This is a genomic window from Caulobacter sp. CCUG 60055 (assembly GCF_022750545.1).
Lineage (GTDB): Bacteria > Pseudomonadota > Alphaproteobacteria > Caulobacterales > Caulobacteraceae > PUIC01.
In genome coordinates this window covers 56590-71810 of the sequence record NZ_PUIC01000016.1, presented here as the reverse complement: position 1 = coordinate 71810, position 15221 = coordinate 56590, and the positions used below count along the sequence as shown (strand labels likewise).

General features: G+C 70.9%; 17 protein-coding genes. 9 read left to right on the top strand and 8 right to left on the bottom strand.

Features of this window, described 5'->3' with window-relative positions:
- Positions 1-43: 43 nt before the first annotated feature.
- Positions 44-325, top strand: a complete 282-nt coding sequence (locus C5708_RS17745; RefSeq protein WP_242923161.1) for a GNAT family N-acetyltransferase — start codon at positions 44-46, stop codon at positions 323-325.
- 64 nt (positions 326-389) lie between these two features.
- Complete coding sequence (locus C5708_RS19510; RefSeq protein ID WP_347567027.1) at positions 390-938, top strand: beta/gamma crystallin-related protein; 549 nt, start codon at positions 390-392, stop codon at positions 936-938.
- A gap of 29 nt (positions 939-967) precedes the next feature.
- Here the strand turns inward: C5708_RS19510 and C5708_RS17735 are convergent, their stop codons facing one another.
- The gene (locus tag C5708_RS17735; RefSeq protein WP_242923157.1) at positions 968-1240 is read right to left on the bottom strand and encodes a hypothetical protein; all 273 of its coding nucleotides are present in this window, start codon (positions 1238-1240) and stop codon (positions 968-970) included.
- Positions 1241-1523: 283 nt separating this feature from the next.
- Between C5708_RS17735 and C5708_RS17730 the strand changes: the two genes are divergently transcribed.
- Complete coding sequence (locus tag C5708_RS17730) at positions 1524-2102, top strand: DUF4126 domain-containing protein (protein ID WP_242923156.1); 579 nt, start codon at positions 1524-1526, stop codon at positions 2100-2102.
- Here C5708_RS17730 and uvrB read toward each other — a convergent pair.
- Positions 2099-4360: an excinuclease ABC subunit UvrB gene (gene uvrB / locus C5708_RS17725; protein WP_242923154.1), complete on the bottom strand. Its 2262-nt coding sequence runs from the start codon at positions 4358-4360 to the stop codon at positions 2099-2101. The genes C5708_RS17730 and uvrB overlap by 4 nt on opposite strands.
- 182 nt (positions 4361-4542) lie before the next feature.
- Here uvrB and C5708_RS17720 point away from each other — a divergent pair, with 182 nt between their 5' ends.
- Genes C5708_RS17720 through C5708_RS17710 form a run of 3 tightly spaced genes read left to right on the top strand, consistent with a single transcriptional unit; the run spans position 4543 to position 7312 of the window.
- Positions 4543-5694: a beta-ketoacyl-ACP synthase III gene (locus tag C5708_RS17720; RefSeq protein WP_242923152.1), complete on the top strand. Its 1152-nt coding sequence runs from the start codon at positions 4543-4545 to the stop codon at positions 5692-5694.
- Positions 5691-6374 carry an iron-containing redox enzyme family protein gene (locus C5708_RS17715; RefSeq protein ID WP_242923150.1) on the top strand — a complete coding sequence of 228 codons (684 nt, stop codon included), beginning with the start codon at positions 5691-5693 and terminating at the stop codon, positions 6372-6374. The genes C5708_RS17720 and C5708_RS17715 overlap by 4 nt, the downstream gene beginning before the upstream one ends.
- Before the next feature lie 14 nt (positions 6375-6388).
- The gene (locus tag C5708_RS17710; protein WP_242923148.1) at positions 6389-7312 is read left to right on the top strand and encodes a hypothetical protein; all 924 of its coding nucleotides are present in this window, start codon (positions 6389-6391) and stop codon (positions 7310-7312) included.
- 18 nt (positions 7313-7330) lie between these two features.
- Here C5708_RS17710 and C5708_RS17705 read toward each other — a convergent pair whose 3' ends face one another.
- Both C5708_RS17705 and C5708_RS17700 read right to left on the bottom strand, forming a co-directional pair.
- Positions 7331-7528, bottom strand: a complete 198-nt coding sequence (locus tag C5708_RS17705) for a hypothetical protein (protein ID WP_242923147.1) — start codon at positions 7526-7528, stop codon at positions 7331-7333.
- Positions 7529-7598: 70 nt separating this feature from the next.
- Positions 7599-7808 (bottom strand): hypothetical protein, encoded by a 210-nt coding sequence (locus C5708_RS17700; RefSeq protein WP_242923145.1) that lies wholly within the window; start codon positions 7806-7808, stop codon positions 7599-7601.
- 664 nt (positions 7809-8472) lie between these two features.
- Between C5708_RS17700 and C5708_RS17695 the strand changes: the two genes are divergently transcribed.
- On the top strand, positions 8473-9465 hold the full coding sequence (locus C5708_RS17695) for a cell wall hydrolase (protein ID WP_242923143.1): 993 nt from the start codon (positions 8473-8475) through the stop codon (positions 9463-9465).
- On the opposite strand, the gene C5708_RS17690 is transcribed toward C5708_RS17695, so the two are convergent.
- Both C5708_RS17690 and C5708_RS17685 read right to left on the bottom strand, forming a co-directional pair.
- Positions 9428-10246, bottom strand: coding sequence for an SDR family oxidoreductase (locus tag C5708_RS17690; RefSeq protein WP_242923142.1), 819 nt, complete (start codon positions 10244-10246; stop codon positions 9428-9430). The two genes, C5708_RS17695 and C5708_RS17690, sit on opposite strands and share 38 nt — an antisense overlap.
- Before the next feature lie 70 nt (positions 10247-10316).
- Positions 10317-11273, bottom strand: coding sequence for a GlxA family transcriptional regulator (locus C5708_RS17685; protein WP_242923141.1), 957 nt, complete (start codon positions 11271-11273; stop codon positions 10317-10319).
- An 86-nt stretch (positions 11274-11359) separates the two neighbouring features.
- Here C5708_RS17685 and C5708_RS17680 point away from each other — a divergent pair, with 86 nt between their 5' ends.
- Entirely contained in the window at positions 11360-12061 is a 702-nt protein-coding gene (locus C5708_RS17680; RefSeq protein WP_242923140.1) for a DJ-1/PfpI family protein, read from the top strand.
- Positions 12062-12090: 29 nt separating this feature from the next.
- Here the strand turns inward: C5708_RS17680 and ygiD are convergent, their stop codons facing one another.
- Positions 12091-12849 (bottom strand): 4,5-DOPA dioxygenase extradiol, encoded by a 759-nt coding sequence (gene ygiD, locus C5708_RS17675; RefSeq protein ID WP_242923139.1) that lies wholly within the window; start codon positions 12847-12849, stop codon positions 12091-12093.
- Between the two features lie 404 nt (positions 12850-13253).
- Between ygiD and C5708_RS17670 the strand changes: the two genes are divergently transcribed.
- On the top strand, positions 13254-14399 hold the full coding sequence (locus tag C5708_RS17670; RefSeq protein WP_242923138.1) for an acyltransferase: 1146 nt from the start codon (positions 13254-13256) through the stop codon (positions 14397-14399).
- Here C5708_RS17670 and nadC read toward each other — a convergent pair.
- Positions 14353-15198, bottom strand: coding sequence for a carboxylating nicotinate-nucleotide diphosphorylase (gene nadC / locus C5708_RS17665; RefSeq protein WP_242923137.1), 846 nt, complete (start codon positions 15196-15198; stop codon positions 14353-14355). The two genes, C5708_RS17670 and nadC, sit on opposite strands and share 47 nt — an antisense overlap.
- Positions 15199-15221 lie beyond the last annotated feature (23 nt).

Genomic DNA, 15221 nt, shown 5'->3' with positions numbered 1-15221 from the left:
TGACGCGGGCGCTGTGGAAGCGGCCGCCGCCGCAAGAGGTTCCATGACCGAGTCCAATCCCGTCGCCGACAATGTCGCACATAGCCGCTACGAGCTGGTCGAGGAGGGGCAGACCGCCTTCGCCGACTATCGGCGCGAAGGGCATCGGCTGATCATCCCGCACGTCGAGGCTCCGCCGGCCCTGCGCGGCAAGGGTTCGGCCGGGCGGCTGATGGCGGGCGTGGTCGCCCACGCCCGCGCCGAGGGACTGTTCATCGTCCCGCTGTGCGCCTATGCGGCGGCCTGGCTGCGCCGGCATCCGGAGCACGCCGACGTGCTGGCCTGATCGGAGAACGGCGTTTTTTTGAGTTGACGGGCCGAGCCTGGAGGCTTTGCATCCTGCCGTTGCTATGACGGGAAGGACACGCGGAATGGCGCGAGCCGGCTCTGTGACGGCGTGGGCGTTGGCGGCGGTCCTCGCCGCTTGGGCGCCGGGAGCGGGGGCGCAGGCGCCTGAGACCAAACCCGCGCCGCAAGGCCCCGGCGGCCCGCAGATCCAGCCGCCCAAGCCTCAGCCGCCCAGGCCTCAGCCCCCGAGACCTCAACCGCCCCGGCCGCAACCGCCGCGTCCGAAACCGCCGCCGCCCAGGCCCCCTGCGCCACGGCCGCCGCCGTATCCGCCGGGACATCACCACCGGCCGCCGCATGGTCCTGCCAGCCTGACGCTCTATAGCGATCTCGGTTGGCGCGGCCGGGCGCTGCGCGTGTCCCACAGCATTCCCAATCTGGCGGCCACGCCCATGAACGACCGGGCGCTGTCGATCCATGTCCGCGGCGGCCGCTGGGAGCTATGCCGGGACGCGAACTATCGCGGCCGCTGCGTGTTCGTGACCTCCTCGGTCAGCGACCTGCGCCGGCTCGGCCTTGGCCACAGCATCTCGTCCGTCCGCCGTCGCTGAACGGCGGGAAGGAGAGGCGCGGCCGGCGCTCAGTCGCGCGCCAGGATGATCTTGAGGGTGTCGGCTTTGGACGGCAGTTCGAGGGCCAGGCGTCGAGCCAGTTCGCGGGCGCCTACCGGATAGGCGTCCCCGCCCGAGGCCACGGCCTCGGCCTGGGCCGCCAGGTCGATGATCGCCGCCTCCAGCACTTCGATCTGCTCACGCGCCAGCGCGTGCGCCTCAAGCTGCAAACGTTGGATACGAACCGCCGCCGACTCTTCGACGGCGTTGACGCCGTGTACAACCGTCAGACGTGCGCCCATGGTCTCTATCTCCCGCGAGCCGCCGCGCCGGCGTCTCTCGGACCGCTTCCGAGGCGGCGCCGCTCGGCGCTCTGTAGAGGATACGCAAGGCGTGGAATCGAGTTCCTAACAAGGTTCGTCACGACTTAACTTTGATCGAGCTGTGGCGCCGCCGCATCGCTTTCGCTTTGCGCGAGTCCGGTTTCGCGCATGGGGCGAGTCAATGTGGCGCCCGGATGGTTTCAGGTGGCCGGCGCGGTGCGGTTGTGGTCTGCTGGCCGGCGCAACCCCGCGAGGGCCTCGGATGCAAACCTGGGTTCTGCCGGCCCTCCTGGGCCTCGGTCTCGCCGCCGCCACCGGCCTGCGGACCTTCCTGCCCCTGCTCATGCTGGCCGTCGTCGCCCGGTTCGGCTGGTTCGGCGTCGGGTTGAACCCGCACGTCGCCTGGCTCGGCTCCAACGCCGCCCTGGCCGCGCTCGGCGTCGCCACCGTCGTCGAACTGGCCGCCGACAAGATTCCGCTGGTCGACCACGCGCTCAGCGCCGTCGGCACGGTGACGCGCCCCCTGGCCGCCATCCTGGTCGCGGGGGCCGTGTTCACCCACGCCGACCCGGCCGTGGCGGCCATAGCCGGCCTGATCATCGGCGCGCCGACCGCCCTGGCGTTCCACGCCGCCCAGACCGGAACCCGGGTGGCCAGCACGGCGACGACGGCCGGCCTCGCCAATCCGTTCGTGTCGGTCTTCGAGGACCTGGCCTCGGCCGGCATGGCGGCGCTGGCCTTCATCGCGCCGGTCCTCGTGCCGCTGCTGCTGGCGGTGTTGCTGTTCGTCGGCTGGCGGGTGTGGCGGCGGCTACGCGCCGGCGCGCCGCGAACGCCCTAGCGCCGGCCTTTCCGGAACCGCTCAGCTGCTTCCGCCCGCGCTTCTTTCCTGAGCCGCGCCGGGGCCGACTTGTCGGCCGTCTCGCCTTCGGCGGTGATGGCGTCGTTGGCGAACTCCAGGTCGAGCATCTTCAGCCGCTTGACCTCGTCGCGCAGGCGGGCGGCCTCCTCGAACTCGAGGTTGGAGGCGGCCTCGCGCATCCGGGTCTCCAGGTCCCTGAGCGTGGCCTTGAAGTTGTCGCCGACGAAGGGCTTGCCGCCGTCCTCGGCCAGTCCGGCCGGCACGGTGACGCGGTCCTTCTCGTAGGGGCTGTCGAGGATGTCCTTGATGCCGCGCTTGACGCTCTCGGGCGTGATGCCGTGTTCGCGGTTGTAGGCCTCCTGCTTCTCGCGGCGGCGGTTGGTCTCCGCCATGGCCCGCTCCATCGAGCCGGTGATCTGGTCGGCGTAGAGGATGACCTTGCCGTCGACGTTGCGCGCCGCCCGGCCGATGGTCTGGATCAGCGAGGTCTCCGAGCGCAGGAAGCCTTCCTTGTCGGCGTCGAGGATGGCGACCAGCCCGCATTCCGGAATGTCGAGGCCCTCGCGCAGCAGGTTGATGCCGATCAGGATGTCGAACGCGCCCAGGCGCAGGTCGCGGATGATCTCGATCCGCTCCAGGGTGTCGACGTCCGAGTGCATGTAGCGCACGCGCAGGCCCTGCTCGTGCATGTACTCGGTCAGGTCCTCGGCCATCTTCTTGGTCAGCACGGTGACCAGGGTGCGATAGCCGTGCTTGGCCACGTCGCGCGCTTCGGCGATGACGTCGTCGACCTGGCTGAAGCCGTCCTTGCTCACCGGGCGCACATGCACCGGCGGGTCGATCAGGCCGGTGGGGCGGATCACCTGCTCGGCGAAGACGCCGCCGGCGCGTTCCATCTCCCAGGGGCCGGGGGTGGCGCTGACGTGCACCGTCTGCGGCCGCATGGCGTCCCACTCCTCGAACTTGAGCGGGCGGTTGTCCATGGCCGAGGGCAGGCGGAAGCCGTATTCGGCCAGGGTGAACTTGCGGCGATAGTCGCCCCGGTACATCGCCCCGATCTGCGGCACCGTCTGGTGGCTCTCGTCGGTGAACAGCAGGGCGTTGTCGGGGATGTATTCGAAGAAGGTCGGCGGCGGCTCGCCCGCCTTGCGGCCGGTCAGGTAGCGGCTGTAGTTCTCGATGCCGGCGCAGGAGCCGGTGGTCTCCAGCATCTCCACGTCGAAATTGGTGCGTTGCTCCAGGCGCTGGGCCTCCAGCAGCTTGCCGTTGGCGACCAGCCAGTCGAGACGCTCTTTCAGCTCGGCCTTGATGGAGCTGATCGCCTGGATCAGGGTCGGGCGCGGCGTGACGTAGTGGCTGTTGGCGTAGATGCGGATCGACGGCAGGTCGGCGGTCTTCTTGCCGGTCAGCGGGTCGAACTCCATGATCGCCTCGACCTCGTCGCCGAACAGCGACACCCGCCAGGCGCGGTCCTCGTAGTGGGCGGGGAAGATCTCCAGCACGTCGCCGCGCTTGCGGAACGTGCCGCGCTCGAAGGCCTGGTCGTTGCGCTTGTACTGCTGGGCCACCAGGTCGGCGAGCATCTGGCGCTCGTTGACCGTCTGGCCGACCTCCAGGGTGAAGGTCATGGCCGTGTAGGTCTCGACCGAGCCGATGCCGTAGATGCAGCTGACCGAGGCCACGACGATGACGTCGTCGCGCTCCAGGATCGCCCGGGTCGCCGAGTGGCGCATGCGGTCGATCTGCTCGTTTATCGAGGAGTCCTTCTCGATATAGGTGTCGGTGCGCGGGACGTAGGCTTCCGGCTGGTAGTAGTCGTAGTAGCTGACGAAGAACTCGACCGCATTCTCGGGGAAGAAGCTCTTGAACTCGGAATAGAGCTGGGCGGCCAGGGTCTTGTTCGGGGCCAGGATCAGCGCCGGGCGTTGGGTGGCCTCGATCACCTTGGCCATGGTGAAGGTCTTGCCCGAGCCGGTGACGCCGAGCAGGACTTGGTCGTTCTCCTTGCCCTCCAGCCCGCTCACCAGGTCGCTGATGGCCGTGGGCTGGTCGCCGGCCGGCTGGTACTCCGACACCAGCTTGAAGCGCCGGCCGCCCTCGACCTTGTCGGGCCGCGCCGGCCGGTGCGGCGCCCAGGCGGTCGCGACCGCGCCGCCGGTCAGATCGCTCACCGCGACATCGTGGATGAACCGGGCGGAGGCGTCCTCGACGCCGGTCGGGGAGGAGGAACGGGGCATGAACGGAAGTTAGGGGCGAACATCGCCGCTGGCTAGGGGAGCGCGTCGGCTCTGCGTCACCCTGCTGACAGATTCTGACGGGAGGCCGGTCCGGCGCGGTGTCGAACATGTAAGTGAGTAATCACTTGCATGTTTGCGGCGATCGGCTAGGGTCGGGGCGTTCCAACCTCGGAGCCCTAGCCATGACCATGTTGCGTGACGTCTTCATCAGCGGGACGGGAGCTTTCCTGCCGGGCGAGCCGGTGGGGCAGGACCGGATGGAGGACTATCTCGGCCTCGTCTGCGGCCGCCGGTCGGCGATGGGGCGGCGGGCCCTGCACTGGAACGGCATCGACACCCGTCACTACGCCCTGACCCCCGAGGGCCGGCCCCTGCACTCCAACGCCTCGATGTGCGCCGCCGCCGTGCGGACCGCGCTGGAGGCGGCGGGCCATGCGGCCGACGACCTCGACCTGCTGGCGGCGGCCACCACCCAGGGCGACTATCTGGCGCCGGGCCACGCCGCCGCCGTGCACGGCGAACTGGGCTGCGGCCCCTTGGAGACAGCCAGCTTCCAGTCGGTCTGCGCCTCGTCGCTGATGGCGGCCAAGGCGGCCTGGCTGGCGGTGCGGGCCGGGGAGGCCGAGCTGGCGGCGGCGACCGCCGGCGAGTTCTCGTCGCGCTGGTTCCGGCCGCACTTCTACGAAGGCACGGCCCTGGTCGACGCCAAGGGGCGGCTGGCGATCGAGGCGGATTTCCTGCGCTGGACCCTGTCGGACGGGGCCGGTGCGGCGGTGATGCAGCCACGCCCGGCTGGGCGCGGGCTCGGCCTGCGCGTCGACTGGATCGACATGACCTCGCTGGCCGGGCGCTTCGACGCCTGCATGTGGGCCGGCTCGACCAAGGCCGCCCGCCACGACATGAAGAGCGCCTGGTCCCACGCCGGGCCGGAGGCGGGTTTCGCCCAGGGCGCGATGGCGCTGTTGCAGGACTTCGACCAGCTCAAGGCGGTGATCCGCGCCTGGGTGGGCGTCTATCTGGACAAGGTCGACGCCGGCCGCATCGACCCGGCCGGGGTCGATCACCTGCTCTGCCACTATTCGGCGCGGTCGCTGCGCGAGGAGATCGTCCGCCTGCTGGAGCAGACCGGGGCGATGATCCCGGAGGCGCGCTGGTTCACCAACCTGGCGACCTGCGGCAACACCGGCTCGGCCTCGATCTGGATCATGCTCGACGCCTTCCTGCGCTCCGGCCGGCTGAAGGCGGGCGAGCGGGTGCTGTGCATCGTGCCGGAGAGCGGCCGGGCGACGGTCGGCTTCATGATGTTGACGGCGGTGGAAGGGGCAGGGCGATGAGCGCGCGGACGAAGGAGGGCGGGGCGACGACGGCGCCGGTCCTGCGCAAGCTGGCGGTGGCGTGGACCGATTTCGAGGCGCGCCTGGACTCGACGCCCCTGGTGCGGCGCCTGAACCGGGGCCTGCTGACCATCGACGACTACCGCGCGCTGCTGATGAACCTGCGCCAGCAGGTGGTCGACGGCGCGTGCTGGATCTCGCGGGCGGCCTCCAATGTCGACGAGGCGCATTTCGAGCTGCGCTCGACCCTGATGCGCCACGCCGCCACCGAGCACCGCGACTATCGGCTGATCGAGGCCGACTACGTCGCCGCCGGCGGGCGGCTCGAGGACATCCGCTCCGGGGCCAAGAACGTCGGGTCCGAGGCGCTGTCGGCCTGGATGTTCGCCGAGGCGTCCAAGCCCAACCCCTTCGGCCTGCTGGGCGCGATGTTCATCATCGAGGGGCTGGGCTCGATCAAGGCGGCCGGGTGGGGCCGGGCGATCGCCCGGCAGCTGTCCCTGTCCGACGAGGCCGTGCGGTTCCTCGTCTATCACGGAGCCAACGACGGCGATCACATGACCGAGTTCGAGGCGATGCTGGCCATGGTCCTGCCCGATCCGGCGGTCGAGGCGCGCATCGTCCGCTGCGCCGAGGTCACCGGCCGGCTCTACGCCATGCAGATCGAAGACGTGCGCTGAGGAGGACTGGTCCCATGGCTCGCAAACCCCGTCTCGGTCAGCGCTTCGACGCCGCCGCCCACGATCCGGCCGATCCCGATCCCTGGCTCGCCCTGTGGCTGGACCACAGCCTGCCCGTGGACGAGGACGCCAAGCGGGCCCTGGTCGTCGGCAACGCCTCCTATTCCCGCAGCTTCCTGCTGCCGGCCCTGCGCCCGCTGATCTTCGTGTTCTTCGTGGTCGTGCACCTGCTGCGGCGCGTGTTCGTCCACTGGCCGAACTTCAACGGCGCCCTGCACCGGCTGATCCACTGGGGCCTGAAGACCTTCGCCACGCCGCAGACCAACCTGCTGATCCTGCGGCACTTCCATATCGGCACCGAACTGCTGGCCTTCATCAAGGCCAACGCCGGCCCGGTGACCATCGACAGCCGTCCGCTGCGGCCGCGCTCGCTCAAGGACCTGGAGGACAACGTCTTCCTGCAGCACGACCTCAACGTCTTCAATTTCGTCATCGAGCTGAACGCGTCGCTGCGGGCGCAGGGGCGGGACCTCGCCCCGGTCGCGCGGCCCGACTTTTCGATGATCACCGACGGGCCGTTCGACTTCGAGCCGTTCCCCGACAGGCCGTGGAACTTCGCCGACGTGCAGACGGCGGTCGAGGTCTACACGCCGTTCTACGCCTTGATGCTGCCGCGCCACGACTTCGTGCGGGCGGTCAATTCGCTGCAGCTCGACGAGGTGATCGCCATCTACGTCGCCAAGATCCTGGGGACGGACTACCACCTCAGCTTCATCAAGAACGGCCACCCGCTGGTGCCGATGTCCACCTTCGGCGCCGGCTACCGGCTGATGATGCACGGCCTGGACTGCGAGGCCCTGCATGGCTGGCTGAGGCTGTTGAAGCGCCGGCAGGCCGAGGGGCTGCCGCTCGATCCGCGCAATCCGGCCGGGGAATAGACGTCCCGGCCGGGCGGCCTATCGGGACTTCGGCCCGGACTTGGAGACGCCGTTGACGGCGACGCCCACGCCGGCCCCCACCGCCGCGCCGACGGGACCGCCGACGACCGCGCCGGCGATGGCGCCGGTGGCGGCCCGCTGCTCCATGTTGTGGCCGCAGGCGGCCAGACCGGCCGTCAGCGCGGCGGCCGCCGCGAGTTTCAGGACTTTGCTCATACGGGCTCCAGATGGGATCGTGCGGGGCGCACGGCGACGGCTCGGGCGACCGTCGCCGGATTCGGCGCCCTTATTTGGGCGGGGTCTTCTGGTCGCTCGACCCCTTGGAGGCGGTATCGACCACCGCTCCGGCCGTGGCCCCGACGACCGCGCCGATCGGTCCGCCCACCGCCGCGCCGGCTACGCCGCCTGTGGCGGCGCGCTGTTCCATGTCGTGGCCGCAGCCGCTCAGGGCTCCTGCCAGGGCCGCCAGGGCCAGGGCGCCGATCAGGTGTCGCATGGTGGTCTCCGGGAGAATCGCCTGACCGGAGAAACGGCGACGGGTCGATCCCGGTTCCTCGAAGGCGCGTCCGGACGGCTATGTTGCGATGCGGCGTAAATTCGGTGGCACAATCCCAGGATGCGCCGCTCCCTTAACGCGGGAGTGGGCGGGGGTCTCGGATATGTAACGGAATCGCCTTGGATTTCCTGGGATCGCCGCGATGATTGTAAACTGCGGAAGGGGGAATTGCGCGCCGCACAATCGGCAAGGTTAACGGACTTGACAATGTTGCGTTGCGGCATGGCCTTGCGACTCGGTCACATTCCTGCCATACAAAGGCGTAGAACGAGGGACCTCGGCCAAATCGTGAACCGGCCGAACCTCCGCTGTACGGGACCCTGAGAAGACTAACTGGTTCAGTTCGGCGTCGATGTTGGGGGGCGCGTCCGCCCTCGCCACACAGGACACGAAAGCATTGAAAGTAAAGACGCAAGCCCGCGCGGATGCGCGTGCGCTGGGCGTGGCCGCTTCTGTCGGAACAGCGGTCGGCCTGGCGCTAGGCGGCGCCTATTTAGGCAGCGGCATGGCCGGTCAGGCCGCGTCGCATGCAAAGATTACGCGGTTGGCGTCGGGAGCGACCGCGGGATTTTCCGAAACCGCTCTTCAGCAGCAGGCGGCCGGGATGGACCCGGGCGCCCTCGCCGTGGCCCAGCGGCACGATCCGTTCGGCGTCGGCGGCGAGCGTGACCGTCAGGCCGCCGTGTTCGCGGCCCAGCTCGAAGCCAAGGCCCGCCAGAAGGGCCAGAACGATCCGCTGGTGGTGCGCGCGGGCCTGCGCGGCGCGATCCCCGGCGACTTCGCCCCCGTCGGCGGCTATGCGCCGTTCACCGTCTCGGCCAGGCCGTTCAGCGCGCCGGGCGTCAACGCCCTGGAATCGACGCGCGACCTCGAATGCCTGGCCCAGGCCGTCTATTACGAGGCCCGGGGCGAGACCTCGGCCGGCCAGGCCGCGGTCGCCCAGGTGGTGCTGAACCGGGTGCGTAATCCGGCCTTCCCGAAAACCATCTGCGGCGTGGTCTTCCAAGGCGCCCATGCGGGCTCCTGCCAGTTCAGCTTCGCCTGCGACGGCTCGATGCGCCGCCAGCGCGAGACGGTGGCCTGGCGTCGGGCCGAGCAGGTCGCCGCCCGCGCCCTCGGCGGGGCGGTGGCTTCCGAGGTCGGCAACGCCACGCACTTCCATGTGGTCGGCGTCGCGCCAGGCTGGGGCGGCATGATGCGCGTGGCCCAGGTCGGGCTGCACGTCTTTTATCGCTTCGGCGGCCGCGCCGGCGCGCCGGACAACTTCCTGCGCACCCCCGAGCGGTCCATCGAGGCCGACCGGACGCTGCAGCCGGTCTACGCCAGCTTCGCGCCGATGGCCGCGACGCCGCAGCCGGACCGCCAGCCGGCCGCCGCGCCGGTCATCCTGGCCTCGGCGGTGCTGAAGCCGGAAGCCTCCGGGCCGGCGGCCAAGCCCGTCGCGCCGGAAGCGACCGCGGACGGCAAGCCGGCCGCCAAGGCCGCGCCCGACGCCGCCAAGTCGGCCAAGCCCTCCCAGGACGCCCATGGCGAAGCTGGCAAGGCCGAGGCCGGCGCCGTCAAAACGCCGAAGTCGACGCCTTCATCTGCTTCCTGACCGCGCCGGGGAAGAAGCGGGCCGCGAAGCGAAGCTGCTTGGCCCGTTTGCCCACCGTGTAGTGCAGCTCCGCCCCATGCGCGGCGTCCCAGATCACCTGGGCCGCTTCGTCGGTGGTGTAGACCGGCAGCCCGCCCTCCCGGATGCGGTCGCGCATCACCTCGTTCGAGCCTTGCGAGCCGGCCTGCAGGATCGGAGTGTCGACAAACCAGGGCATGACGCAGCGCACCCCCACGCCGTGCCGGGCGAACTCGACGTCCAGGGCTTCCGACAGGCCGCGCACCGCGAACTTGGTGGCTGAATAGACCGCCAGCTTCGGCGCGCCGTAGATGCCGGCGCAGGAAGCCACGTTGACCAGCCGCGAGCCCGGGGTGCGCGCCAGCAGGGGCAGGCCGGCGTAGGCGCCGTTGACCACCCCCTTGATGTTGACGTCGATCATCCGGTCGGCGTCGCTGGCCGCCACCTCCTCGAACCAGCCGAAACTGGCGATGCCGGCGTTGTTGAGCAGCACGTCGAGCCGGTCGCCCGCCGCCGTGGCGAAGGTCTCCAGCGCCGCGTCCCAGGCGGCGCGGTCGCGCACGTCCAACTGGACGGTCACGCCGTTGTCGGGGCCGATGGCGGCGAGGGCGTCGCGCAGCCCGGCCGTGTTGATGTCGGCCAGGCCGACGAACCAGCCTCGCGCCGCGAAATGGCGGGCCGCGGCCAGGCCGATGCCGCTGGCGCCGCCAGTGACGAACAGGGTCTTGCGGCCGTTCGCCGTCGCGGGTGGGGTCGCCGTCATGATGTCCTCCGGGGCAGGCCGTCTGTTGCAGCCTTATCAACGATCATCTGAGGCGAGCCGGGGCGGCCGGTCAAGCGGCGGCGGTCCGGGCGATCCGGCGCAACGCCTGCGGCGATTGGCCGAACGCCCGGATGAAGGCGCGCCGCATCCGCTCGGCGTCGCCGAAGCCGGCGGCCTGCGCCACGGCGTCGATGGGAGCGTCGCCGGCCTCGACCCGCTCGCGGGCGACCTCCAGCCGCAGCCGCTCGACGGCCTTGGCCGGGGTGACGCCGACCTCGGCGGCGAAGGCGCGGGCGAAATTCCGGGGGCTCATGCCCGCCTCGCAGGCCAGGCGTTCGACCGGCAACGGTTCGGCGAGGCGTTCGCGCGCCCAGGCGAGCAGGGGGGCGAAACGGTCGCTTCGGCCGTCGAGGTCGAGGAGGGCCGAGAACTGCGACTGTCCGCCGGGACGGCGGTGATAGACCACCAGCTCCTGGGCCGTGCGGCGGGCGACCGCCTCGCCGAGGTCCTCGGCGATCAAGGCCAGGGCCAGGTCGACGCCGGCGCTGATCCCCGCCGAGGTCCAGATCTTGCCGTCGCGGACGAAGATGCGGTCGGGCTCGACGGTCACGCGCGGAAAGCGGCGGGCCAGCTGGGCGCTTCGCCGCCAATGGGTGGTCGCCCGGCGGCCGTCCAGAAGGCCGGCGGCCGCCAGGATGAAGGCCCCCGAGCAGACGCTGGCCACCCGGCGGGCGGTTTCGGCCTGGGCCCGCACATAAGCCGTCACGCGAGGATCGAGCGCCGGCGCGCGCGTGCCCTCGCCGCCGGCGACGATCAGGGTGTCCAGGCGCGGCGCCTCGGACAGCGGCGCCGACATCATCGCCGCGCCGCAGGAGCTGGCCGTCAGGCCGCCCTCGGCCGACAGCACTTTGAGGACGTAGGGAGAGGGCTGGACGCCGCGCGCCGGCATCTCGAACGCCGCCAGCGGTCCGGCGGCGTCGAGCAGTTGGAACTGCGGGAAGATCAGGACGCCGATCGTGAGGGGCATGGCTGAAAAAGTGGGAATAATGTCATTTCAGCCAGACCCTAGGGCCGGCAAGCTGGGCGGGTCAATCCCACGCCGGAGAGAGCGCCATGACCCGACAGAGCCTGACCATCGTCTTTCCGCTGTACCAGCAGATCACCCAGCTGGATTTCACCGGCCCGCATCAGATCCTCAGCCGCCTGCCGGGCGCGCGGGTCATCCGCGCCTCGGCCGACGGCGGCGTGGTGACGGCCGAGGACGGCCTGACCTTTCCCACCCAACGGCTGGCCGAGGTCGAGGCCTGCGACGTGCTGTGCGTGCCCGGGGGGTTCGGCTGCGCCGAGGCCATGCTTGATGCGGCCTTCATCGGCGAGGTGCGGCGCCTGGGCCTCGGCGCGCGTTACGTCACCTCGGTCTGCACGGGTTCGCTGATCCTGGGCGCGGCGGGGCTGCTGCGGGGGCGGCGGGCCGCCTGCCACTGGGCGTGGCGCGACCTGCTCGTCCCGTTCGGCGCCACGCCCGACGCCGCGCGGGTGGTGCGCGACGGCCACGTGCTGACCGGGGGCGGGGTGACGGCGGGACTGGACTTCGCCTTGACCCTGGCGGCTGAGATCGCCGGTCCCGACGTCGCCCAGGCCCTCCAGCTCGGCTTCGAGTATTCGCCCGAACCGCCGTTCGACGCCGGCCGGCCGGAGACCGCGCCGCCCCAGATCCTGGCGGCGGTCGAGGCGCACACGGCCAAGATGATCGCGCCGCGCCGGGAGGCGGTGATGGCGGCGGCGGCGGCGCTGCGGGCGGGGGCCGACGGCTGAAGGACCTCCAGCCCCGGGGCCCCGCCGGTTCAGCCGATCCGGATCGAGGTCATCGAGATGGCGGCGACGACGGCGTCGTTGAACAGGCTGACCGCGTCGCCCGCGTCCTGCTGGGCCAGCACGTAGAGCAGGGGCAGATAGTGCTCGGCGCTGTTGATCGACCACAGGGCGTCGTCGCCGAGCGTGGCGTAGTCGATCAGCGGCTGGTGGTCGTGGGCGGCGATCAGGCGCTTGGCCTCGTCGTTGAACCGCACGGCCCAGTCGGGCGCGTCCGGCTTGCGGAAATCGGCCGCCCGCAGATTGTGGACGATGTCGCCCGACCCGACGATCAGCACGCCCTCGTCGCGCAGGGGGCGCAGGGCCCGGCCGAGGGCGTAGTGCTCCGCCGCCGAGCGGTTGCGGTCGAGGCTCAGCTGCACGATCGGCACGTCGGCCTTGGGATACATGGCGCGCAGCACGGCCCAGGCGCCGTGGTCGAGGCCGCGTTCGGGATCGACCGCCACGGCGCGCGGGGCGAGCAGGGCCGCCGCCCGTTCGGCCAGCCAGGGCGCTCCCGGCGCTGGGTAGCGCACGTCGAACAGCGCCTGGGGGAAGCCGTAGAAGTCGTGGATGGTCGGGGGCTGCTCGGACCCGGTCACCCCCAGGCCCCGCGTCTCCCAGTGGGCGGAGACGCACAGGATCGCCCGCGGGCGCGGCAGTTCAGCCGCCGCCTGCGCCCAGCCGCGACGAAATGGGTTGTCCTCGATGGCGTTCATCGGCGAACCGTGGCCAAGGAAGAGGGCGGGCATGCGGCTGGCGGGCATCGGCGGTACCAGGAATGGTGTCAGTTGTAGTTACAGATAGATCGCGGGCTTCGGATCGCAAGGCCGGTCGGACTTTTCGCCGCGGCGGAGCGCCGGAAGACCGCCGCTCCGCCGTATATGGAGGCGAGACGTCTTCGCGTCGCCGGTCTTGATTCCGGGGATTCCCATGGATATGCCGAGCCGGTCCCATCGCCGGACCCCAGCGTCGAACCCGCTCGCGGGCGCCGGATCGCCCGGCGGGCGTTTCAAGCCGGCGAAGACCCGGACATCACCTCGCCGCGATTTGGTCGCAGGAGAAGCCTCGCCTGCGCCGACGCATCGTCTTGGAAACCGGTCAGGAGCAGTCACGTTATGAGAGTCGCTGCAACGGCTGAGACCCGATGGAAGTGGTGAGTTCCTATCCCGCGCCCGCGAGTTCCGCGCTCAAGGGCGCCCGCCCGTCCGCGATGGTTCGCGGCGGGGCCCTGGACGCCCTGCGTTTCCTGGCGTCGTTCCTGATCGTGCTCTATCACTTCGGCGCCGAGGCGCCGGTCCGCCTGTGGCTGTTCCATCCGGTGTTCGCGCGCGGATACCTGGCCACCGACTTTTTCCTGATGCTGTCGGGCTATGTGCTGGGCCGGGCCTACGGGCGCGGCGTCGCCGCCGGGACGGTGTCGGGCCCGGAGTTCCTGCGCCGCCGGCTGACGCGGATCTGGCCTGGCCACCTGATGATGCTCGGCTGTTTCGCCGTCTTCGTGCTGCTGGCCGAGGCGGTCGATCTGCCCTCGATCCATCCCGAGCAGTACCGCTGGACCGCCTTCCTGATGCAGGCTCCGTTGATCTCGGCCTGGGGTTTCGAGGGCGGCGACGGCTGGAACATGCCGACCTGGTCGCTGTCGGCCCTGGCGGTGTGCTACGCCGTCTTCCCGCTGGTCTGGCGCGGCCAGGCCAAGGTGCGCAGCGCCTGGCTGGTGCTGGGCGTGGCCCTGGCGCTGCTGGTCGGCGCCGACCAGCTCTATCGCCAGATCCTGGCGCGGCCGCTGTACGACATCCCCTTCCACCAGGGCGTCCTGCGCGCCGTGCCGCTGTTCGTGGTCGGCATGGCGCTCGCCAGGGTGACCACCGCCTCGCCCCTGAGCGCCAAGGCCGCCAAGGTCCTGGGCTGGAGCGCCGGCGCGCTGCTGGTCGGTCTCCAGATCCTCGGCCGTTTCGACACCGCCAGCATCTTCGCGATCGCCGCGATCATCCTGGCCTGCGGCAGCCGCCCCGTCGCCCGGCCGTCGGCGACCATGGAGTGGGGGGCCAAGCTGTCGTTCTCGCTGTTCCTCACCCACGCGCTGACGGGGGCCATTCTCTACGGCGCCCTGCACCACCTGATCACCGTCACGCCCATCCCTCTGGGCGTGCAGTGGGTGATGTGGGCGACCGGCTTCCCCCTGGCCCTGGCCGTGGCCTACGCCTTCGACCGCTATGCGGACCAGCCGGTGCAGGCCTGGCTGCAGTCCCAGATCAGAGCGCGTCGAGCCCCACGTCCAGAGCCGGCGCCGAGTGCGTGAGCGCGCCGACGCTGATGACGTCGACCCCGGTCTCGGCGATGGCCCGCACGGTCTGAAGATTGACGCCGCCTGACGCCTCCAGCGTCACCGCCCCGCCGACGCGACGCACGGCCTCGCGCAGGTCGTCCAGGCTGAAATTGTCCAGCATCACCACGTCGGGCGCGTAGGGCAGGGCCTCGTCCAGTTGGGCGAGGCTGTCGACCTCGACCTCGACCTTCATCAGGTGTCCGGCCGCGGCCTTGGCCCGGCGAACCGCCTCGGCGACGCCGCCGCAGGCGGCGACGTGGTTGTCCTTGATGAGGATGGCGTCGTCCAGGCCGAAGCGGTGGTTGACGCCGCCGCCGCAGCGCACGGCGTACTTCTCCAGGGCCCGCAGGCCCGGCGTGGTCTTGCGGGTGTCGACGATGCGCGCGCGGGTCCCCTCGACGGCCTTGACGTAGGCGGCGGTGAGGCTGGCGACGCCCGACAGCCGCCCCAGCAGGTTGAGCGCGGTGCGCTCGGCCGACAGGATGGCCCGGGCGCCGCCTTCGGCATGGGCCAGGACCGCGCCCGCCGTCGCCGCGTCGCCGTCCGACAGGACCTGGGTAAAGCGGATGGCCGGGTCGAGGGCGGCCAGGGCGAGGCGCGCGCAGTCGAGGCCCGAGACCACCCCAGCCCGCCGCACGGCGAAGGCGACGGACAGCCGCGCCTCGGCCGGCACGCAGGCCGCCGCGGTGACGTCTCCGGCCCGGCCCAGGTCCTCGGCCAGGGCGGCGCGGACGACGGGGTCGATCAGGGCGTCGGGGAGGGGCGCGATCATCTTGGACTCTCGGGGCGGGAAAT

What these genes read in the sequence shown, in the direction of transcription:
- C5708_RS17715 (WP_242923150.1), top strand. Translation starts at nt 5,691, where the DNA reads ATGAGCGCGCGGACGAAGGAGGGCGGGGCGACGACGGCGCCGGTCCTG.
- ygiD (WP_242923139.1), bottom strand. Translation starts at nt 12,849, where the DNA reads ATGCCCGCCCTCTTCCTTGGCCACGGTTCGCCGATGAACGCCATCGAG.
- C5708_RS17705 (WP_242923147.1), bottom strand. Translation starts at nt 7,528, where the DNA reads ATGAGCAAAGTCCTGAAACTCGCGGCGGCCGCCGCGCTGACGGCCGGT.
- C5708_RS17680 (WP_242923140.1), top strand. Translation starts at nt 11,360, where the DNA reads ATGACCCGACAGAGCCTGACCATCGTCTTTCCGCTGTACCAGCAGATC.
- C5708_RS17690 (WP_242923142.1), bottom strand. Translation starts at nt 10,246, where the DNA reads ATGACGGCGACCCCACCCGCGACGGCGAACGGCCGCAAGACCCTGTTC.
- C5708_RS17710 (WP_242923148.1), top strand. Translation starts at nt 6,389, where the DNA reads ATGGCTCGCAAACCCCGTCTCGGTCAGCGCTTCGACGCCGCCGCCCAC.
- uvrB (WP_242923154.1), bottom strand. Translation starts at nt 4,360, where the DNA reads ATGCCCCGTTCCTCCTCCCCGACCGGCGTCGAGGACGCCTCCGCCCGG.
- C5708_RS17700 (WP_242923145.1), bottom strand. Translation starts at nt 7,808, where the DNA reads ATGCGACACCTGATCGGCGCCCTGGCCCTGGCGGCCCTGGCAGGAGCC.
- C5708_RS17720 (WP_242923152.1), top strand. Translation starts at nt 4,543, where the DNA reads ATGACCATGTTGCGTGACGTCTTCATCAGCGGGACGGGAGCTTTCCTG.
- C5708_RS17735 (WP_242923157.1), bottom strand. Translation starts at nt 1,240, where the DNA reads ATGGGCGCACGTCTGACGGTTGTACACGGCGTCAACGCCGTCGAAGAG.
- C5708_RS19510 (WP_347567027.1), top strand. Translation starts at nt 390, where the DNA reads ATGACGGGAAGGACACGCGGAATGGCGCGAGCCGGCTCTGTGACGGCG.
- C5708_RS17685 (WP_242923141.1), bottom strand. Translation starts at nt 11,273, where the DNA reads ATGCCCCTCACGATCGGCGTCCTGATCTTCCCGCAGTTCCAACTGCTC.
- nadC (WP_242923137.1), bottom strand. Translation starts at nt 15,198, where the DNA reads ATGATCGCGCCCCTCCCCGACGCCCTGATCGACCCCGTCGTCCGCGCC.
- C5708_RS17730 (WP_242923156.1), top strand. Translation starts at nt 1,524, where the DNA reads ATGCAAACCTGGGTTCTGCCGGCCCTCCTGGGCCTCGGTCTCGCCGCC.
- C5708_RS17695 (WP_242923143.1), top strand. Translation starts at nt 8,473, where the DNA reads ATGGACCCGGGCGCCCTCGCCGTGGCCCAGCGGCACGATCCGTTCGGC.
- C5708_RS17745 (WP_242923161.1), top strand. Translation starts at nt 44, where the DNA reads ATGACCGAGTCCAATCCCGTCGCCGACAATGTCGCACATAGCCGCTAC.